This window comes from Bradyrhizobium sp. (assembly GCF_035701725.1).
Lineage (GTDB): Bacteria > Pseudomonadota > Alphaproteobacteria > Rhizobiales > Xanthobacteraceae > Bradyrhizobium.
The window spans coordinates 1-19,479 of the sequence record NZ_DASSRP010000250.1; the positions used below are offsets into that span (position 1 = coordinate 1).

The following is a 19,479-nucleotide window of genomic DNA, read 5'->3' on the forward strand; positions in this document are numbered from 1 at the left end:
AATTTAAGATCTCGCGTCCGGCTGGTTGTTCATTTGGAAGCCTGGCATTTGGAAATAATACGCCGGCTCGGTCAAGGAACCGGGATCGAGCCCGTGCATCAAGGGATATCATTATCTTCGGCAGCTCTCGTTCTCGTCTAGGAACGCCGCAACGAAATCGCAACGAAATGGGTGAAACGACCGTGAACAGAACGGGAAAGAAACGTCCATCACATCAAGAAAATTCAATAACTTAGAAGATACTCATTGCGTTCGGGACGCAGGGGTCGCAGGTTCGAATCCTGCCGCTCCGACCATTCTGCCGCTCCGACCATTCTCCCAAATCCTTTTAGATACTACCGTTTTCGGGCGCAACGACTGGCAGCCATGATTAATTCCATGGCTTCCCGCCGCTTACTCTTGGCTGCTTTATTTGCCGGTCGCGGCCTGAAGGATTGGAATGAGGCGCGCCGCCTCGCTTTTCACGAGATCGGCAAGCGGTTTGGGGCCGCGGCGGTCGGGCGCGATATTATCGGCCCCGAGCTCAGCAAGGCGCTTTTTGACCTGCGGCTCGTCGAGGCCTTCGTTGAGGGCGGCCGCGAGCTTGTCGATCACAGGTTTTGGTGTGCCTTTCGGGGCGAACACCGCGTATTTCACCGCGACGTCGAATTCGCCGAGGCCCTGTTCGTCTGAGGTCGGCACGTCCGGCAGCGCACCGTGCCGGCCTGGACCTGCGGCAACGTTCCAAGCACGGGATCGCATTCATAGTCGATCTCGCCGGACAGCATGGCGTTGAGCACCGGCGCCGTTCCGGTAAAGGGGACCAGCGTCGGCTTGATGCCGATCGCGGAATTGAGCAGCAGGCAACCGATATAGGAAATCGAGCCGACACCGGCGTGGCCGACATTGAGCTTGCTGGCATTGGCCCTGGCGTAGGCGACGAATTCGCGCAGGTCTTTCGCGGGCAGGTCTTTGCGGACCACAAGCAGCTCCGGATATTCGGCGGCGAGGCCAACCGGCTCGAAATCCTTTTGCGGATCGTATTTCAGGTCGGGATAGAACGCCGGCGCCAGCGCGTTCGTCGACATGTGGCCGAACAGGATCGTGTAGCCGTCGGGAGTGGCGCGCGAGGCGCGCATCGCGCCGATGGTGCCGCCGGCGCCGTTGACGTTTTCCACGATGACGCTGCGGCCAAGGCGCCGCGAGAAGATGTCGGCAACAATGCGTCCGGTGATGTCCGCCGGGCCGCCGACGGCAAAGGGGACGATCATCGTGATCGTTCGCGCAGGGTAATCCTCGGCCCATGCCGGCGCGCTCGACCCGCTTGCCATCAGCAACAATGCGGCTGCCAGCCAATTCCTCGTCACGCCTACCTCCCTTAACTTTTTTGAGGCCAGCATGTGCCGGTTTGGCCAGCTAAATCAAAGGATTTCGCCAGCCTTCGCGCGCCTGCATGGGGCAATGCCGAACGGGCATTGCCCGTGGTACCGCTACTGCCGCCGGAGCCGGCTGCAGCGGGCGTCTTGTCAGACTTCGAGCTTGTCGCCGCCTTTCAAGTGCAGCATTTCGCGCGCTTCATCCGAGCTTGCGATCTCGAGCCCGAGGCCCTCGATGATCTTGCGGGCGAGCAGCACCTGCTCGGCATTCGAGGCCGCCATCCGTCCGGGCGCGGCCCACAGCGAATCCTCCAGGCCGACGCGGACGTTGCCGCCCATCGCGGCCGCCATCGCCGCGATCGGCAGTTGATTGCGCCCGGCGCCGAGCACTGACCAGATCATCTTGTCGCCGAACAGGCGGTCGGCGGTACGCTTCATGTGCAGGACGTCGTCGGGATGCGCCCCGATGCCGCCTTGCAGGCCGAACACGGTCTGGATGAACAAAGGCGGCTTCACCAGGCCCTGATCGAGGAAGTATTTGAGATTATAGAGGTGCGCGGTGTCGTAACATTCGAACTCGAAGCGGGAGCCCGATTCCGCAAGCGTGGTAAGGACATATTCGATGTCCTGAAAGGTGTTGCGGAACACGATGTCCTTGTTCTCGACGTGCTTGCGTTCCCATTCGTGCTCGAACTTGTTGAAGCGGTTGAGCATGCCGAAAAAGGCGAAGTTCATCGATCCCATGTTCAGCGACGCGACCTCGGGCTTGTAGGTTGCGGCCGGCCGCACGCGTTCGTCGACCGTCATGGTGGGGGCGCCGCCGGTGGTCAGATTGATCACGCAATTCGAGCGTTGCTTGATCACTTTAAGAAACGGCGCGAACGCCTCCGGGCTCTGGTCGGGCTGGCCAGTTTTCGGATTGCGCGCATGCAGATGCACGATCGCCGCACCCGCTTCCGCGGCTTCGACCGCGGCGTCCGCAATCTCCTGCGGGGTCACGGGAAGCGCCTTCGACATCGAGGGCGTGTGGATCGCGCCGGTCACGGCACAGGTGATGATGACTTTCCGGGGGGCCATGGTCGTTGCCTCTTGGTTGCTGGGGATCAGGGTTTATCGGTCTGCTTGATCTTGTGGGCGGCGAGTGCGGCGAGGCGTTCATTTCGCCGCGCGGTCAGGGCCGCAATACGTTCGCCTTCAGCCTGATGCGGCCAGGCCGCGATCACCCGATCGACGTTCGGGCTTTCATAGACGGAAGGGCCGGCGGCGTTTGCGGCAAGGTCCTTGTAGAAGCCGGTGTAGCGCGCGCAGTAGTCGGGAATGCCGCCGGGCGCGTTGAGCTCGATGGTTTCGAACGGCCCGAGGAACGACCAGCGCAGGCCGAGGCCGTCCTTCACGGTATGGTCGAGGTCTTCGGCCGAAATATAACCTTCACCGACCAGGCGGAACGCTTCGGCGAGCAGGGCGCCCTGCAGGCGGTTCAGCACAAAGCCGTTGATCTCCTTGGTGATCGTGACCGGCACCTGTCCGATCTCGCGATAGATCGCACGCGCACGCTCGATCGCTTCCGGTGCGGTCCAGGGCGCGCCGCAAAGTTCGACCAGCGGCACCAGATGCGGCGGGTTGACGGGGTGGCCGACCAGACAGCGCGCGCGGCCGGGCAAGTCCTCGGTGAAGTGAGAGGCGGTGATGGCCGAGGTCGAGGAGACCAGCAGCGCGTCCTTGCGTGTCATCCGATCGAGCTGCGCGAAAATCACGCGCTTGTCCTCGACCTTTTCCGGCCCGTTCTCCTGGACGAATTCGGCATCGCGCACCGCTTCCTCGAGACTGCCGGCGACGGAGACCCGCGCCACCGCGCTATCCGGGTCGTCGGCGAGGCCATGGCGGGCCAGCATCTGCAACTCGTCGCGGACCAGGCGCGGCGCGGCCTTCAGCGTTGCGATGTGCGGGTCGGTCAATCGGACATTCCATCCCGCACGCGCGAATATCGTGGCCCAGGCGCGTCCGATCAATCCTGCGCCCACGATGGCGACGTTAGGTTCAGCATTGGACATGTCTTTCTCTCACCATTTTTACTCGACGCACGGTTTCATAGCCACAGCACCTTGCGGCGCAGGTCGAGGTCGTCGCGCAGCGCGCGCGAGGGGCCCCGGTGCAGCACCTGGCCGCGCTCCAGCGCGACCGTTGTATCGGACAAAGCCAGCGCCAGGTCGAGATGGTGATCGACGATGATGATGGCGATTTCCTTGCGCAGGCGGTCAAAGGCTTCGAACAGCTGTTCCACCACCGCCGGCGCCAGCCCCTCGAAGGGTTCATCCAGTAGCAGCACCCGCACGTCGCCCGAAAGCGCCCGCGCCACCGCGACCATCTGCTGTTCGCCGCCGGAGAGATAGTCCGCGGGGCTGTCCAGCCGCTCGCGGATGCGCGGGAAATATTCGTAGACGCGCTCGCGCGTCCAGTGCACGCCGTGGCCGTTCTGGCGCTTCAGGCCGCCCAGTTCGAGATTCTGTTCGACGCTCATGCCGGCAAACAGGCCGCGGCCCTGCGGCACGTAGCCGATGCCGAGCCGGGCATGCTGCGCCGAGGAGCGGCCGATCAGTTCGGTTCCGCCAAGCGTGATCGACCCGCTCGCTGCCGGCGCAATGCCGATCAGGGTCTTGAGCAGCGTCGACTTGCCGGCGCCGTTGCGTCCAAGCAGGGCGACGATCTCGTTGTCGTGCAGGGTAAAGCTGACATCGTTGAGGATATGGCTCTTGCCATAGAAGGTGTTGACCTTGTCGACCGTGAGCAACGCCGTCACGCCGCTTGCGGTCTCGCGTGGCCGGGCGGCGACTTCCGCGGCGCCCGATCCGATATAGACTTCCTGCACGCGTCTGCTGTTGCGGGCGTCTTCCGCGGTGCCGTCGAGCAATACCCGGCCTTCGTTCATGACGGTGACGCGGTCGGCGAGCTGGAACACGCGGTCGATGTCATGCTCGACCAGCAGCACCGGAATATCGGCCGAGATGCGCTTGATGATGGCGGCAATCCGCTCGCGTTCGGCGGCAGCAAGGCCGGCGAGAGGTTCGTCCAATAGCAGCACGCGTGGTGCGGTCGCAATCGCAACCCCCATGTCGAGCAGGCGCTGGCCGCCGTAGGACAGTGTTCCACCCTCGGCCTCCTCGATGCCGGCAAGGCCGAGGTAGCGGATGATCGCATCGGTCTCGGCATTGACCGGACCAATCGAGAGCGCAGCCGTCCAGGGATCGAAGCGGTGCGGGTGCCGCGCCTGCACCGCGAGGCGGATGTTTTCGGACACGCTGAGCGCCGGAAACAGATTGGTGATCTGGAACGAGCGGCCGATGCCGGCGCGCGCGATCTGCTCCGGCGTCTCGCCGGCGATCGGTCGTCCCAGCAACGAAACCTCGCCCGAATCCGGCCGGTACATGCCGGACAGAAGATTGAACGCCGTGGTCTTGCCGGCGCCATTCGGTCCGATCAGCGCATGCAGCGTGCGGTCGGCGATGGAGATGTCGACGCCCTGGACGGCCTTGATACCGCCGAAGCTCTTGACGATAGCGCGCGCCGACAGCACCGCACCGTCGGTGCTGGATTTCGGCCGCAGGAATTCCGGCAGCGGCAGAATGTCGATGCGGCGTCCGGCCATCGCGGCTTCTTCGACGATCTTACTGCGGAACGGCGCCATCAGCTTTGCTGCGACACCGACGAGTCCGGTCGGCGAAAATACCACGAAAGCGACGAAGACGAGGCCGAACCAGAGCAGCCAGTTTTCGGTGTAGATCGAGAGGAATTCGCGAAACAGGATGAAGAACAATGCACCGAGCGCGGGTCCCAGAAAATTCCGCATGCCGCCGATCACGACCATGGCCAGGAGATCGCCAGAGAAGGAAACCGATATCGGATCGGCCGAAGTCATGCGGTTCTGGAACAGCAGCAAGATGCCGGCGAGCCCCGTGATCGACGCCGACAGGGTGAAGGCGATCAGCTTGTAGAAATTGGTCGGATAACCGAGGAAGCGCGCGCGCTGCTCGTTTTCGCGGATCGCGACCAGCACATGGCCGATCGCGGAGCGGTGAAACCGCCGGAGCAGGATCAACGTCACGAACGCGATCGCGGCGACGAACCAGTAATAGACCGTGGAGGATTCCAGATTGAAACCGAGCAGCGTCGGCCGGGTGATGCCACCGAGCCCGTTCTCGCCGCCGGTCACTTCGGTCCAGCGGAACGACACTGTGTAAAGCATCGCCGCGAGCGCCAGGGTCAGCAGCGAGAAGTAGACGCCGCGGCGTCGCAGGATCAGAAAGCCGAAGGCCGCCGAAATCACGGCAACCACGAGGACGCCGGCGAGGGCGGGGCCGAAGAACTGGTCGTGCATGAAGTTGCGCTGGAGCAGGGCCGCTGCATAGGCAGCGAGCCCGAACCAGGCGCCGTGACCGAACGATACCAGACCGGTATGCCCGACCAGAATATTGAGCGCCATGCAGGCGATCGCGAAGATTACGACCTCCGAGGCCGACGTCATGGTGAGGCCGAGCGACAGCAGCACGGGCGGCAGCACCAGCAGCGCGAGGCCTGCGATCACCAGCGGAATAGGGATGCGCTTGAGCATGCGGCTTACTCGAACCGCGTGATGCGCTCGCCGAACAGGCCGCGCGGCCGGAACAGCAGCACCAGAAGCATCAAGAGATAGATCGCGGCGGTCGATGCCGCCGAATAGCCGATACCGACCATGACGCCCTTGACAACGCCGACCAGAATTGCGGCCGCGACCACGCCCCAGAACGAGCCGAGGCCGCCGATCACCACGACGACGAAGGCCGGCGTGATGATCTCCTGTCCCATCGCGGGATGGATCGCGTAGATCGGCGCCAGCAAAACGCCGGCGAGCCCGGCGAGGCCAATGCCGAGGGCGGCGACCGCCGACATATAAGGCTGCAGGGAAATGCCGAGCGCGCCCACCATGTCCGGGTTCTGCACGCCGGCGCGCACCACGCGGCCGAACGAGGTCTTTTGCAGCAGCAGCCAGAGCGCGGCGATGCAGAACGCCGCAATGCCGAGCAGCACCACGCGATAGAACGAGTAGATGAAGCTGCCGACCGCGACCTGTCCGCGCAGCCATATTGGAATCGAGAACGACAGCGGTGGCGCCCCGAAGATCATCCGAAGCACCTGCTCGGCCACCATGGCAAGGCCGAACGTCATCAGCAGCGAGAGAATCGGATCGGCGCGGTAGAAGCGCCGGAACAGCGTCGCCTCGATCACGATGCCGAGCAGCGCGACCGCAACCGGCGCCGCGACGAAGGCGCCGCCGAACCCGACATAGGGCGACAGCACCAATGTCAGATAAGCGCCGATCGCATAGAACGCGCCGTGCGCGAGATTGACGATGCCGCCGAGCGAGAAGATCAGCGATAGCCCGAGCGCGATCAGCAGGTAATAGACGCCGTCAAGCAGCCCGTTCAGGATCTGCTGCATCAGCAACATGGCGGACATGGAGTGTGGTTCCGTTGGAGTGCGCGCGCCCCTGAGCCGCTCGTCATTCCGGGATGGTCCGAAGCGACAAAATCCGATTTTGCGCTGAGGACCAGACCCGGAATCTCGAACTTCCGGGTTCGATGCTTCGCATCGCCCCGGAAAGACGAGCTAAATCAACTCGGAAAGGTGCAGCTGTTTTCTTCCTTGGTTGCGGCGATCACCTCGAGGTCCTCGTCCGGACCGGGCACCGGCGCGCTCGAAGTGAAGATGTCCCACTGGTTCTTGATCTTGTCGGGAGCAAGCGCGGTCACCGCATACATCTCGTGCATCAACTGATGGTCGGAGGCGCGGAAATAGCCCTGGCGGGTCTTCAACAGATCGAACTTCGCGCCCTTTTCCAGGTGCTGGATGATGGCTGGCGAATCCACGCTTTTGATTTCGTTGATGGTCTGCGCCACGATCTTGGTCGCGACATATTCGCCCCACGCCTGGTTTTCCGGCGGCTTGTTGTATTTCTTGGTGAAGGCCGCGACGAAAGCCTTGCTGCCGGGCGTGTCGAGCAGGTGATGCCACACGACCGGCCAGGTGCCGACGAAATTGCCTTTGCCCGCGGCCCAGGCGAGCGCGGTGTCGAAGCCGAAGCCGCCGACCGGGAAGGCGAGGCCGAACTCGGCATACTGCTTGAGGAAGTTGGTGATCTGGTTGCCGGCAAGGTTAATCACGACAAGGTCGGGCTTGGCGTCGCGGATCTTCAAAAGATAGGCGGAGAAATCCGTAGCGTCGGTCGGCACCAGATCGTCACCGGCGAAATTGCCGCCATTGGCCTGCATGAAGCGTTTGGAGACGTTGAGAAGGTCGTGCCCGAATGCATAGTCGGCCGTGAGCGAGTACCACTTCTTGCCCTTGACCAGACCATCGCGCAGGAACGAGCGGCCGACGGTTTTGACATACATCGAGTTCTGCGACTCGACGTGGAACATGTAACGCTTGCAATCCTTGCCGCGCAGCGCGTCCGAATTGCCGCCGGTGTTAATGAACAGCGTCTTGTTGCGTTCGGCGACCTGCGCGATCGTCAGGCACGAGGCGGACGAAATCTCGCCAATGATGCAGGCGACCTTGTCGCGTTCGATCATGCGCTCGGCTTTGGTCGACGCCGTCTGCGGATTGACGGAGTCTTCCTTCAGCAGTTCGACCTTGCGTCCCATCATGCCGCCGGCGGCGTTGATCTCCTCGACCGCCAGATCGATCGACATCACGGCATATTCGCCGAGCGGGCCGAGAAAACCGGTGCGCGGCGTCAGGTGCCCGATCTTGATGACGTCCGAGGTCTGGGCACGCAGGATGGACGGGGCGCCAAGTCCGGAGGCGAGCGCGAGGCCGCCGGCCGTCTTCAACAGGCCGCGGCGCGTAAATCGATTGAACTCTGACATCAACGTTTTCTCCCTGCTTGAGCGCTTTGCCGGCCGCCGCAGCGTTCGTTGGGATGACGCTGTTGCCGAGCTTGCCGTGATCTGTGATCACAGTTAGAGTTGCAAAAGGCGGGGCGCTTGTCGAGTCCCTCTGAAGAAGCCGTCCGTAAAGCGGCGGGTGGAGATGACGCCTTGAATTTGCCGGCCGCACTCAACCTGGTCGAGCCGCTCGATCGCCAGACCCTGGGCGAGCGCGCCTACGCGCAGCTGGCGGACCTCTTGATGTCGGGCCGGCTCGCGCCGGGGGAAAAATTGTCGCTGCGCGCCGCGGCCGACGTGCTTGGCGTCTCCATCATGCCGGTGCGCGAGGCGGTGTCGCGGTTGGTGGCGGACCGGGCGCTCGAGGTCGCGCCGAACCGTGCGGTGCGCGTGCCCGTGATGACGGCGGCGCAGTTTCGCGATCTGACCAAGGTGCGGATCGCGATCGAGGGACATGCGGCCGCCGAAGCGGCGCTGCATCGAAACGAGGACGACCTCGCGGCGATCGCGCGTGCCGAAGCGGCGATGCGCGACGAGAGTGAAAAATCGAAACCGGATCTGCCGCGTGCCGTCGAACTCAACAAGACCTTTCATTTCGCGGTCTACGAGGCCTCGCATTCTCCCATTCTGGTTGAAATCATCCGCGCGCTGTGGCTGAAGGCCGGTCCCGTGATCAATCTCGATCTGCGTGCCAATCCGGAACGGCTCGCCAAGGGCGACGCCATCCGTTTCCATGCCGACGTGCGCCGCGCGATCGCGGCCAGGGAGCCGGATCCGGCGCGCCGCGGTGTTGCTGCCGACATCAGCGGCGCGGCCGAAGTCATTCTTTCCCGCGGCGGGCTTGCTGACTGAGTTTCCGCCAACACTGGAGTGCCCATGAATCTCGACATCAACGGCTTGCGCGTGCTGGTGACGGCAGGCGCCAACGGCATCGGGCTTGCGATCGCGCGCGCCTTCGTGGGGGAAGGCGCCAAGGTGCACATCTGCGACGTCGACGACGCGGCGCTCTCGGCGCTCGCCCGAACCGATCCGCAAATCACCCAGACCAAGTGCGACGTCTCCGACCGCAAGTCGGTCAGGCATCTGTTCGATGAGGCGGTCGGAAACCTGCGCGGCCTCGACGTGCTGGTGAACAACGCCGGTGTTGCCGGTCCGACCTCGAAGGTCGAGGAGATGAATCCGGAAGACTGGGACCGCTGCCTGGAGATCTGCCTGACCGGGCAATTCAATTGCGCGCGGCTCGCGGTGCCGCTGCTGCGCAAGAGCAAGAACGCCTCGATCGTGAATATTTCCTCGGCGGCGGGCCGGCTCGGCTTTGCGATGCGGACGCCTTATGCGGCGGCGAAATGGGGCGTGATCGGTTTCACCAAGTCGCTGTCGATCGAGCTTGGGCCCGACAATATTCGGGTCAACGCCATCCTGCCGGGTCTCGTCGCCGGCGACCGCCAGCGGCGCGTTCTGGAAGCGAAGGCGCAGCAGCGCGGCATTTCCTATGCCGAGATGGAGCGCACGGCATTTTCCTACACCTCGATCAAGGAATATGTCACGCCGGACCAGCTCGCGGATCAAATTCTGTTCATGTGCAGCCCGCGCGGCAGGACGATTTCCGGACAGGCGATCTCGATCTGCGGCGACACCCAGATGCTGGGATAGACGCGACGATTTCATGGCCTCCGTCGCGGCAAAAATGCAAAGGTGACGCCGCCTGCCGGGCGATGACAGGTGGCCAACGATTTGCTCAATTCGAGCGCGACTGATCTCTCGTCTCGCTGGAAACCCCAAATGCCTTTTGTCGAACTGAACGGTGTTGCGCTTCGCTACGAGTTGAGCGGCGCGGGTGAGCGTGCCTTGGTGCTCGTGCACGAAATGGGCGGCTCGCTTGAGAGCTGGGACGGGGCGGCTCCGCACTTTGAGGGCGCGCGGCGGGTGCTGCGCTACGACACCCGCGGCGCCGGGATGTCGCAGAAGGCGAGGGGCGAGCTCACCTTCAGCACGATGGCATCGGATATCGCCGGGCTGCTCGATGTACTCGGCATCAACGGCAAGGTGGCGCTTGCCGGCGTCGCGGTCGGCGGCGCCATTGCGCTTCAGTTCGCCGCGCAATATCCGCAGCGGACGAGCGCCGTCGTCGCCGGCAGCCCGGCCACGGGCATCGCGGCCGCGCGCCGTCCGGCGGCGCTCGAACGGCTGGCAAGGATCGAGGCCGAAGGCATGTCGTCGGTGGTCGACGATGCCATGCTCAACGGCTATGTGCCCGAGCTGCGGGGCGATGGTAAGCGCTTTGAACAGTTCCGGGCGCGCTGGCTTGGCAACGATCCCTCGAGCTATGCGACGATCTGGCGAATGCTGGCCAACGCCGAGATGCAGGGGATGCTTGGTAGAATAAGCTGTCCGGCGCTCGTGATCGGCGGCCGCCTCGATCGCGTCCGCCCGCCGGCGATGGCGCAGGAGGTGGCGAACGCAATTCCCACCGCGCGCTATGTCGAAGTCGACACCGGGCACTATATGGCGGTCCAGACGCCCGATCTGATCGCAAGCTGCATCGACGCGTTCCTGAAATCCGTCGGCGCCTGACGGGTTCGCGTTTTTCCTCCAGCGTTTCAAGGTTCCGCATGACGTCCCAGCCCTCCCAGCAAATCCCCGGCGTGTATCATCGCAAGATCGGGGACATCGTCGTCACCGCCATCAGCGACGGCTATCTCGACGGCAATCTCGAGGTGATGCGCAATGTCGATCTCGACAGGGCGCACACGATTTTGCGCGAGGCGTTCCGTCCCGCGCGCCGCACCAGCGTCAATACGTTTCTGATTCATTCGAAAGGGCGCCTTGCGATCATCGACACCGGATCGGGCAATTATCTGCTGCCGACCGCGGGCATGGTTCAGCGCAACCTGACGGCGGCCGGCATCGATGCGAAGTCGATCGACACCGTGCTGTTGACCCATATGCATCCGGACCATTCAGCCGGGCTGACCGACATGTCGAATGGCCAGTTGCTGTTTCCGAACGCAGAACTCGCCATGCATGAGAACGAACTGCCGCACTGGTTCGATGACGGCGCGATGGCCAAGGCGGACGAGCGGGCGAAGAAGCTGTTCTTCCAGGCAGGTCGTGAACAGGTCGCGCCGTACAAGAACCGCACGCGGTTGTTCAAACAGGGCGAAGTCTTCCCCGGCGTCACGGCGGTGCCGAGCCACGGGCATACGCCCGGCCACACGGCGTACCTGATCGCGTCCGGCGATCATCAATTGATGATCTGGGGCGACACCGTCCATGTGCCGGAGGTGCAGACCGCGATTCCCGAAGCCGGCATGGGGTTCGACACCGACCTTGCGATGGCGGCCGCCTCGCGCAAGCGCATGTTCGACCGCGTCAGCGCGGATGGCATGCTCGTCACCGGCATGCATCTGCACTTTCCGGGCTTCGCGCGGCTAGCCCGGCGCGGCGATGCTTACATGCTTTACCCCGAGGCCTGGGTTCACAGTTTCGGGCAGACCTGAACCCGCGGCGCCGGGGGATGACTTCAGGCACAGTATTTGCTCAAGTACCGCCGCGACAAAATCCCCCGTCGCGCTGTTTGATGTTCACCCGGAGATGACGATGTCGTTCGATCTGGTCCTGCGCGGCGGCCGCGTGGTTGATCCCTCGCAAAAACTCGATGCCATAACCGATGTTGCGTTTGCCGGCGGCAAGGTGGCCGCGGTCGGAAGCGCGCTCAAGGTCGACCCCGGCACCGACGTCCGCGACGTCTCGGGTTACATCGTCACGCCCGGCCTGATCGATCTGCATACGCATGTGTATTGGGGCGGCACCTCGCTCGGTATCGATGCCGAGGAATTCTGCCGCACCTCCGGCGTCACCACTGCGATCGATACCGGCAGCGCCGGTCCCGGCAATTTCGCCGGCTTCCGCAAGCACGTGATCGAGCCGAGCCAAGTTCGTATTCTCGCTTACCTTCATGTCTCGCATGCTGGCATTTATGGTTTTTCGCATCGCGTCATGGTTGGCGAGAGCGAGGAAATCCGCCTGATGAACCCCATCGATGCGGTTCAGGTCGCGGATGCCAACCGCGATCTAATCGTCGGCATCAAGGTGCGGGTCGGCCGCACCTCGTCGGGCGCGTCCGGAATCGTGCCGCTTCAGATTGCGCTCGAAGTCGCCAATGAAGTCGGCATGCCGCTGATGTGCCATATCGATCATCCGCCGCCGACCTATGAGGAGGTGGTCAGCCTGCTGCGTCCCGGCGACGTTCTGACACATGCATTCCGGCCGTTTCCGAACGCGCCGTGCACTGCACAAGGAACCGTCAAGCAGATCGTGCTGCAGGCGCGTGAGCGCGGGGTGCTGTTCGACATCGGTCACGGCCGGGGCTCGTTCGCCTTCAAGACCGCGCGTGCCATGCTTGCGAACGGCTTCTACCCCGACACGATCTCCTCCGACGTCCATATCCTTTGCATCAACGGCCCTGCCTACGACCAGGTGACGACGATGTCGAAATTCCTGTGCATGGGCATGCCGTTTGCGGACGTGGTGGCGGCCTCGACGGTCAATGCGGCGATGGCGCTGCGGCGGCCCGAACTCGGCAGCCTCAAGGTGGGCAGCGTCGGCGACGCCACGCTGCTTTCAATCAAGGAGGGCAAGTTCGACTACGAGGATGTCGTCGGCGAGCACCTGATCGGCGACCGCAAGATCGTATCCGAAGGCGTCGTGATCGGCGGCCGCTGGTGGCATCCGGTGGAGTCGCCCAAATTCAAACGGATCCCTGGCTAAGTGTCGCTGAACATGCTGTGATCGGACGAAAATCGCCTCTGAAGACCGGGCTTTAACCGGCGGGCGCTGGCATACCATTTGCAAGCAAACGATGCGCATTGCCCGCCAGGCTTCTTTAGAGCCTAATAGCGGCGGGCATTCGGAGTTGGAGGACGGCTATGGATCGCAGGACGGTGTTGAAGGGATTGGCCGGGGCGGGGACCCTCGCCGCGACGGGCGGCCTGTCGATGCCGGCGTTGTCGCAAGGCGCTGCCGCGAAGACCTTGCGTTTTGTGCCGCAGGCCGATCTTGCCAATTTCGACCCGATCTGGACGACGCAATACGTCGTGCGCAACGCCTCGGCTCTGGTCTGGGACACGCTCTACGGCTTCGACGAAAAATTGCAGCCGCAGCGCCAGATGGTCGAATCCGAGGAGGTGTCGAGCGATGGCCTGACCTGGACCTTCCGTCTGCGACCCGGTCTCAAATTCCACGACGGTGAGCCGGTCCGTTCGAAAGACGTGGTGGCGAGCCTGACGCGCTGGTCGAACCGCGATCCCATGGGGCTGATGCTTAAGGCAATCCAGAACGAACTCACGGCGGTCGACGACAGGACCTTCAAATGGGTGCTGAAGCAGCCCTATCCGAAAATGCTGCTGGCGCTGGGCAAGAACAATTCGCCTTGCGCATTCATCATGCCGGAGCGGATTGCCCAGACCGATCCGTTCAAGCAGATCAGCGAATATATCGGCTCCGGTCCGATGAAGTTCGTGCGGAACGAGTGGGTGCCCGGCGCAAGGTCGGTGTTCGAGAAATTCGCCGATTACGCCCCGCGGCAGGAAAAGGCGTCTTGGCTTTCGGGCGGCAAGCAGATGCTGTTCGATCGCATCGAATGGGTGGTGATCCCGGATCCGGCCACGGCAGCCGCTGCGCTGCAGAACGGCGAAATCGACTGGTGGGAGAATCCGCTTCCCGATCTCGTGCCGGTGTTGAAGAAGAACAAGAACATTGCCGTCGACATTGCCGACCCGCTCGGCAATGTCGGCTCGTTCCGGATGAATCATACCCATCCGCCGTTCGACAATGTGAAGGTGCGGCGCGCGGTGCTCACGGCCATGAACCAGGAAGACTACATGCGGGCGCTGGTCGGCGACGACAATTCACTCTGGAAGCCGCTGCCAGGCTTCTTCACGCCGAACACGCCGCTTTACACGGAAGAGGGCGGCGAAATCCTGAAAATGCGCAATATCGATGCGGCCAAGAAGCTTCTGGCCGAGAGCGGCTATGCCAATGAGCCGGTCTCCTGCATCGTGGCGCAGGATCAGACCATCACCAAAGCGCAGGGCGATGTCACCGCTGACCTGCTGAAGCGCATCGGCATGAACGTCGACTTCGTCGCCACCGACTGGGGCACGGTCGGCGCGCGCCGCGCGCAAAAGACGCCGCACAATCAGGGCGGCTGGGAAATGTTCCACACCTGGCACGCCGGTGCGGACTGCGTCAATCCAGCCGTCTACAATGCCATTCGCGGCAGCGGCGACAAGGCGTGGTTCGGTTGGCCGAACAGCCCGGCTGTGGAAAAGGAAGTCACGGCCTGGTTCGAGGCGAAGAACCTCGATGAGGAAAAGGCCGCGGTCGCCCGCCTCAACAAGGCCGCGCTCGAGGACGTGATCTATGCGCCGACCGGCTTCTTCCTCAGCTACACGGCATGGCGCAAGAACGTGTCGGGAATCGTGAAGGGGCCATTGCCGTTCTTCTGGGGCGTGTCGAAGACCGCGTAACGGCGGCATTGCTGGATGGCCTCGTATATTCTCAGGCGTATTCTGGTCACCATCCCCGTGATGGCGATCGTCGCGCTGTTCGTGTTCAGTCTGCTCTATATCGCACCGGGCGATCCGGCCGCGGTGATCGCCGGCGATCAGGCGAGCCCGGCCGACGTCGAACGTATCCGCCAGAGCCTCGGCCTTGACCGGCCGTTCCTGGTGCAGTTCGGCAGTTGGCTCTGGCGAATTCTGCATTTCGATCTCGGTACCTCGATCTTCACCAACTTGCCCGTGACCTCGATGATCGCGCAGCGGATCGAGCCGACGCTGTCGCTGATGCTACTGACGCTGGCGTTGACGCTGGTCGTCGCGGTGCCGCTCGGCGTGGTCGCGGCCTGGAAAGCCGGAAGCCTGATCGACCGCGCCATCATGGCTTTTGCCGTCTCAGCTTTCTCGCTTCCGGTCTTTGTCGTCGGTTATCTGCTCGCTTATGTGTTCGCGCTCGAACTCGAATGGCTGCCGGTGCAGGGCTATACGCCGTTCGCGGAAGGGCTCTGGCCGTGGCTGCAGAACCTGATCCTGCCTTCGATCGCGCTCGGCTGCGTCTATATCGCGCTGATCGCACGCATCACGCGCGCGTCCATGCTTGAAGTGTTGCAGCAGGACTATATCCGCACCGGCCGCGCCAAGGGGCTGGGGCAGCCCAGCATCCTGTTCGTGCACGCCTTGAAGAACGCCGCGGTGCCGATCGTCACCGTGATCGGCATCGGCGTTGCGCTTCTGATCGGCGGCGCGGTGGTGACCGAAAGCGTCTTTGCCATCCCCGGCCTCGGCCGTCTGACGGTCGATGCCATTTTGCGTCGCGACTACCCCGTCATCCAGGGCGTCGTCCTGATGTTCAGTTTCGTTTACACGGTGGTCAATCTGCTGGTCGACCTGACCTACACGCTCATCGATCCGAGGATTCGCTATTGACCCTTTCAACCACCAGCTCCGTGCCCGTGCCGCCCGGCCTTGCGATCGCGCAAACCCTGCCGGATCTGATGGCGCCGGTCAAAGTCCGGCGTGGCGTGCTGGGGTTCCTGCGCAACAACCCGACGGTTGCGATCGGCGGCGCGTTGCTGTTGTGTCTCGTCTTGATCGGCATCTTCGCGCCGTATCTCTGGACCGTCGATCCGACCGCGATCTCGCCGGCAAGGCGCACACGCGCGCCGTCCGAACTCTACTGGTTCGGCACCGACGCGCTCGGTCGGGACGTCTACTCGCGCGTGCTGTTCGGCACGCGGGTCTCGCTCACGGTGGGTCTGTCGGTGGCCGTTCTTGCCACGCTTGTGGGCCTCGCCATAGGTCTGGTCTCCGGTTTCGTGCGCTGGGCCGACGGCGTCGTCATGCGCATCATGGACGGCCTGATGTCGATCCCGCCGATCCTGCTGGCGATCGCGCTGATGGCCTTGACGCGCGGCAGCGTCGGTAACGTCATCATGGCGATCACGGTCGCCGAAATTCCGCGCGTCTCGCGTCTCGTGCGCGGCGTCGTGCTGTCGCTGCGCGAGCAGCCTTATGTCGATGCCGCGATTGCCTGCGGGACCCGAACGCCCATGATCATCCTGCGCCACATCCTGCCCAATACGCTGGCGCCGATGCTGGTGCAGGCAACCTACGTCTGCGCCAGCGCGATGATCGTTGAGTCTATTCTGTCGTTCATCGGTGCCGGCACGCCGCCGACGATTCCATCCTGGGGCAATATCATGGCCGAGGGCAGGGCGCTGTGGCAGGTGAAGCCCTACATCGTGTTCTTCCCGGCCGCGTTTCTCTCGGTCACGGTGCTGGCCGTCAATCTCGTCGGCGATGGCTTGCGCGATGCGCTCGACCCCCGCATGGCCAAGAATCTTTAGGTCCAACCGATGGCGCTCCTCGAAGTCGAAAATCTTCAGACCCACTTCCGCACACCTGACGGCATCAATCGGGCCGTCGACGGTGTTTCCTTCCATGTTGACGAGGGCGAGACGCTGGCAATCGTCGGTGAATCCGGTTGCGGCAAATCAGTGACCTCGATGTCGCTGATGCGGTTGATTCCGGAGCCGCCGGGCAAGATCGCGGGTTCGATCCGATTTCGCGGCAAGGACCTTCTGAAGCTGTCCGATCGCGAAATGCGCGATATCCGCGGTAACGACATTTCGATGATTTTCCAGGAGCCGATGACGAGCCTCAATCCGGTGTTGACCATCGGGCGTCAGATCGGCGAAACATTGCAGTTGCACCAGGGGCTCGACAAGGCGGCCGCTGAAAAGCGCGCGGTCGAGCTGTTGACCTTGGTCGGCATTCCCGAACCGGCGCGGCGGGTGAAGGAATATCCGCATCAAATGTCGGGCGGCATGCGGCAGCGCGTGATGATCGCGATTTCGCTCGCCTGCAATCCGAAACTTCTGATTGCGGATGAACCGACGACGGCGCTCGATGTCACGATCCAGGCGCAGATCCTGCAATTGATGCTCGACTTGAAGCGCCGGGTCGGCGCCGCGGTGATCCTGATCACCCACGATCTCGGCGTGGTCGCCGAAGTCGCCGAACGCGTTATGGTGATGTATGCCGGACGCAAGGTGGAGGAGGCGCCGGTAGCCGAGCTGTTTCGCTTGCCGCGCCATCCCTATACGCAAGGGTTGCTCGGCGCCGTGCCGAAACTTGGTTCGTCCTTGACCGGCGCGGCGCGGCGGTTGGCCGAAATCCCCGGCCAGGTGCCGAGTCTCAAGCAGCGCATCGTCGGCTGCGCTTTCGCCGGGCGTTGCCCGCTCGTCACCGATCTCTGCCGCGAGGTCGCGCCGGGGCTCGAGGAAAAGTCTTCGCGCCATTTCGCCGCCTGCCACTTCGCGACCAAGGAGGCGGCTGCGGCATGAACGCGCCTCTGCTCCAGGTCAACGACCTCAAGAAACATTTCCCGATCCGCGGCAATTTTTTCGGCCGCGGCACCAGCCGCGTCTATGCGGTGGACGGCGTCTCGTTCGAGATCGCGCGCGGCGAGACGCTGTCGCTGGTCGGCGAATCCGGCTGCGGCAAATCGACGGTCGGGCGCGCGATCCTGCGCCTGTTCGACATCACGGCGGGCCAGGTCGTGCTCGATGGCCAGCGGATCGACGACCTGTCGCCGGATCGCTTGCGCGCCATCCGGCAGCGCGTGCAGGTGGTGTTTCAGGACCCGTTCTCCAGCCTCAACCCGCGTTTGCGGGTCCGCGATATCCTGGCTGAACCGATCCGCAATTTCGGTCTTGCCAGATCCGCAGCCGAGCTTGAGTCCAAGGTTGCCGCGTTGATGGATACGGTGCGCCTGCCGCGCGATGCGCTGGACCGCCGGCCGCACGAATTCTCCGGCGGTCAGCGTCAGCGCATCTGTATCGCGCGGGCGCTCGCAGCCGAACCGGATCTGATCGTCTGCGACGAGGCCGTCTCGGCGCTCGACGTTTCGGTCAAGGCGCAGATCGTCAATCTGCTGCAGGATTTGCAGCGCGAGTTCGGCCTGGCGCTGCTCTTCATCAGCCATGACCTTGCGATCGTCGAGCACATGACTCATCGCGTCGCGGTGATGTATCTCGGCAAGATCGTCGAGGTCGCGCCGCGAAACCTGATTTTTGCTAGCCCCAGGCATCCCTACACCAAGGCGCTGCTTTCGGCGGTCCCGGTGCCCGACCCGAAGGCGCGCCGCGCGCCGATGATCCTCAAGGGCGACGTGCCGAGCCCGATCAATCCGCCGAGCGGTTGCCGCTTTCACACCCGCTGTCCTTATGTGTTCGATCGCTGTCGCACGGAAGAGCCGGAGCTTCGGCAAGCGGCGGAAGGCCAATGGGCGGCTTGTCACCTCGACGCCTTGCCGGACGCGCCGGCGGCGGGTGCGTGAGCTAGGCCGTCACCAGGTGGCTGGTCAGCCGCCGCGCGATATCGCGCCGGAGCGCATTGAATTCGGGCGACGACACGTCGCGCGGCCGGCTTAAGTCGATGCGGATGTCGCCGTCGATCCGCCCCGGTCCGGCACTCATGACCAGCACGCGATCTGCCAGCAGCACGGCTTCCTCCACCGAGTGGGTGACGAAAATGGTGGTCACGCCGGTGCGCTTCCAGATCTGAAGAAGCTCGTTCTGCAGCTGCTCGCGGGTCAGCGCATCGAGCGCACCGAACGGCTCGTCCATCAGGAGAATGTTGGCATTGTTGGCAAGCACACGGGCGATCGCGACGCGCTGCTTCATGCCGCCCGACAGCTGGTTCGGATAGCGGTCGGCAAAGCGTTCGAGCCCGACCATCCTGACGAACTCGTCCGTGGTCCTGTCGATTTCGTCGCGCGGCAGATGGCGTTGCCGCGGCCCGAAGCTGATATTCTGCCGCACCGTCATCCACGGGAACAGCGCATAGTCCTGGAACACCATGCCACGGTCGCTGCCGGGGCCGGTGACGGGTTTGCCGTCGATCGCGACACTGCCGGTGGTCGGCTCTTCGAAACCGGCAATGATGCGAAGCAGCGTGGACTTGCCGCAGCCGGACGCGCCGATCATGCAGACAAATTCGCCCTTGGGAATCGTAAGATCGACCGCCGCCAGCGCCTCGACTTCGTCGTCGCCAACGGCGAAACGCTTGGTGACGCCGCGGACGGTCAGCAGTTCCTGATGTCCGTTACTCACGATGTTGCGGGCTCCAGCTCAGAAGACG

At 63.4% G+C, this 19,479-nt stretch carries 16 protein-coding genes and 1 pseudogene; 10 read left to right on the top strand and 7 right to left on the bottom strand.

Annotated elements, in window-relative coordinates; genetic code table 11:
• Positions 1-408: 408 nt before the first annotated feature.
• The 6 genes and pseudogenes from VFL62_RS14710 to VFL62_RS14735 form a co-directional block, all read right to left on the bottom strand.
• Positions 409-1,379 (bottom strand): annotated as a pseudogene (locus tag VFL62_RS14710) (tripartite tricarboxylate transporter substrate-binding protein).
• Positions 1,380-1,505: 126 nt separating this feature from the next.
• Positions 1,506-2,432 (bottom strand): 3-keto-5-aminohexanoate cleavage protein, encoded by a 927-nt coding sequence (locus VFL62_RS14715; RefSeq protein WP_325173109.1) that lies wholly within the window; start codon positions 2,430-2,432, stop codon positions 1,506-1,508.
• Positions 2,433-2,458: 26 nt separating this feature from the next.
• The gene (locus VFL62_RS14720; protein ID WP_325173110.1) at positions 2,459-3,406 is read right to left on the bottom strand and encodes a 3-hydroxyacyl-CoA dehydrogenase; all 948 of its coding nucleotides are present in this window, start codon (positions 3,404-3,406) and stop codon (positions 2,459-2,461) included.
• Positions 3,407-3,441: 35 nt separating this feature from the next.
• Complete coding sequence (locus VFL62_RS14725) at positions 3,442-5,961, bottom strand: branched-chain amino acid ABC transporter ATP-binding protein/permease (protein WP_325173111.1); 2,520 nt, start codon at positions 5,959-5,961, stop codon at positions 3,442-3,444.
• Positions 5,962-5,966: 5 nt separating this feature from the next.
• A complete protein-coding gene (locus VFL62_RS14730) occupies positions 5,967-6,845 on the bottom strand; it encodes a branched-chain amino acid ABC transporter permease (RefSeq protein WP_325173112.1) in 879 nt (292 codons plus the stop codon).
• Between the two features lie 155 nt (positions 6,846-7,000).
• The gene (locus tag VFL62_RS14735) at positions 7,001-8,257 is read right to left on the bottom strand and encodes an ABC transporter substrate-binding protein (protein WP_325173113.1); all 1,257 of its coding nucleotides are present in this window, start codon (positions 8,255-8,257) and stop codon (positions 7,001-7,003) included.
• A 171-nt stretch (positions 8,258-8,428) separates the two neighbouring features.
• Between VFL62_RS14735 and VFL62_RS14740 the strand changes: the two genes are divergently transcribed.
• From VFL62_RS14740 to VFL62_RS14785, 10 genes are all read left to right on the top strand, one after another.
• Positions 8,429-9,127 carry a GntR family transcriptional regulator gene (locus VFL62_RS14740; protein WP_325173114.1) on the top strand — a complete coding sequence of 233 codons (699 nt, stop codon included), beginning with the start codon at positions 8,429-8,431 and terminating at the stop codon, positions 9,125-9,127.
• 24 nt (positions 9,128-9,151) lie between these two features.
• Positions 9,152-9,928: an SDR family oxidoreductase gene (locus VFL62_RS14745; RefSeq protein WP_325173115.1), complete on the top strand. Its 777-nt coding sequence runs from the start codon at positions 9,152-9,154 to the stop codon at positions 9,926-9,928.
• A gap of 129 nt (positions 9,929-10,057) precedes the next feature.
• The gene (locus VFL62_RS14750; RefSeq protein WP_325173116.1) at positions 10,058-10,849 is read left to right on the top strand and encodes an alpha/beta hydrolase; all 792 of its coding nucleotides are present in this window, start codon (positions 10,058-10,060) and stop codon (positions 10,847-10,849) included.
• Between the two features lie 38 nt (positions 10,850-10,887).
• Complete coding sequence (locus VFL62_RS14755) at positions 10,888-11,775, top strand: MBL fold metallo-hydrolase (protein WP_325173117.1); 888 nt, start codon at positions 10,888-10,890, stop codon at positions 11,773-11,775.
• 100 nt (positions 11,776-11,875) lie between these two features.
• Positions 11,876-13,045, top strand: a complete 1,170-nt coding sequence (locus VFL62_RS14760; RefSeq protein ID WP_325173118.1) for an amidohydrolase/deacetylase family metallohydrolase — start codon at positions 11,876-11,878, stop codon at positions 13,043-13,045.
• Positions 13,046-13,203: 158 nt separating this feature from the next.
• Positions 13,204-14,805 carry an ABC transporter substrate-binding protein gene (locus VFL62_RS14765; protein WP_325173119.1) on the top strand — a complete coding sequence of 534 codons (1,602 nt, stop codon included), beginning with the start codon at positions 13,204-13,206 and terminating at the stop codon, positions 14,803-14,805.
• Positions 14,806-14,820: 15 nt separating this feature from the next.
• Positions 14,821-15,762 (top strand): ABC transporter permease, encoded by a 942-nt coding sequence (locus VFL62_RS14770; RefSeq protein ID WP_325173120.1) that lies wholly within the window; start codon positions 14,821-14,823, stop codon positions 15,760-15,762.
• Positions 15,763-15,830: 68 nt separating this feature from the next.
• Positions 15,831-16,682, top strand: coding sequence for an ABC transporter permease (locus tag VFL62_RS14775; RefSeq protein ID WP_414644723.1), 852 nt, complete (start codon positions 15,831-15,833; stop codon positions 16,680-16,682).
• A gap of 9 nt (positions 16,683-16,691) precedes the next feature.
• Positions 16,692-17,681 carry an ABC transporter ATP-binding protein gene (locus VFL62_RS14780; RefSeq protein ID WP_325173122.1) on the top strand — a complete coding sequence of 330 codons (990 nt, stop codon included), beginning with the start codon at positions 16,692-16,694 and terminating at the stop codon, positions 17,679-17,681.
• A complete protein-coding gene (locus VFL62_RS14785) occupies positions 17,678-18,676 on the top strand; it encodes an oligopeptide/dipeptide ABC transporter ATP-binding protein (RefSeq protein WP_325173123.1) in 999 nt (332 codons plus the stop codon). The genes VFL62_RS14780 and VFL62_RS14785 overlap by 4 nt, the downstream gene beginning before the upstream one ends.
• A gap of 1 nt (position 18,677) precedes the next feature.
• Here the strand turns inward: VFL62_RS14785 and VFL62_RS14790 are convergent, their stop codons facing one another.
• Positions 18,678-19,451, bottom strand: coding sequence for an ABC transporter ATP-binding protein (locus VFL62_RS14790; RefSeq protein WP_325173124.1), 774 nt, complete (start codon positions 19,449-19,451; stop codon positions 18,678-18,680).
• Between the last annotated feature and the right edge of the window lie 28 nt (positions 19,452-19,479).

What these genes read in the sequence shown, in the direction of transcription:
- VFL62_RS14780 (WP_325173122.1), top strand. Translation starts at nt 16,692, where the DNA reads ATGGCGCTCCTCGAAGTCGAAAATCTTCAGACCCACTTCCGCACACCT.
- VFL62_RS14755 (WP_325173117.1), top strand. Translation starts at nt 10,888, where the DNA reads ATGACGTCCCAGCCCTCCCAGCAAATCCCCGGCGTGTATCATCGCAAG.
- VFL62_RS14745 (WP_325173115.1), top strand. Translation starts at nt 9,152, where the DNA reads ATGAATCTCGACATCAACGGCTTGCGCGTGCTGGTGACGGCAGGCGCC.
- VFL62_RS14730 (WP_325173112.1), bottom strand. Translation starts at nt 6,845, where the DNA reads ATGTCCGCCATGTTGCTGATGCAGCAGATCCTGAACGGGCTGCTTGAC.
- VFL62_RS14720 (WP_325173110.1), bottom strand. Translation starts at nt 3,406, where the DNA reads ATGTCCAATGCTGAACCTAACGTCGCCATCGTGGGCGCAGGATTGATC.
- VFL62_RS14715 (WP_325173109.1), bottom strand. Translation starts at nt 2,432, where the DNA reads ATGGCCCCCCGGAAAGTCATCATCACCTGTGCCGTGACCGGCGCGATC.
- VFL62_RS14735 (WP_325173113.1), bottom strand. Translation starts at nt 8,257, where the DNA reads ATGTCAGAGTTCAATCGATTTACGCGCCGCGGCCTGTTGAAGACGGCC.
- VFL62_RS14765 (WP_325173119.1), top strand. Translation starts at nt 13,204, where the DNA reads ATGGATCGCAGGACGGTGTTGAAGGGATTGGCCGGGGCGGGGACCCTC.
- VFL62_RS14775 (WP_414644723.1), top strand. Translation starts at nt 15,831, where the DNA reads ATGGCGCCGGTCAAAGTCCGGCGTGGCGTGCTGGGGTTCCTGCGCAAC.
- VFL62_RS14725 (WP_325173111.1), bottom strand. Translation starts at nt 5,961, where the DNA reads ATGCTCAAGCGCATCCCTATTCCGCTGGTGATCGCAGGCCTCGCGCTG.
- VFL62_RS14760 (WP_325173118.1), top strand. Translation starts at nt 11,876, where the DNA reads ATGTCGTTCGATCTGGTCCTGCGCGGCGGCCGCGTGGTTGATCCCTCG.
- VFL62_RS14770 (WP_325173120.1), top strand. Translation starts at nt 14,821, where the DNA reads ATGGCCTCGTATATTCTCAGGCGTATTCTGGTCACCATCCCCGTGATG.
- VFL62_RS14750 (WP_325173116.1), top strand. Translation starts at nt 10,058, where the DNA reads ATGCCTTTTGTCGAACTGAACGGTGTTGCGCTTCGCTACGAGTTGAGC.
- VFL62_RS14785 (WP_325173123.1), top strand. Translation starts at nt 17,678, where the DNA reads ATGAACGCGCCTCTGCTCCAGGTCAACGACCTCAAGAAACATTTCCCG.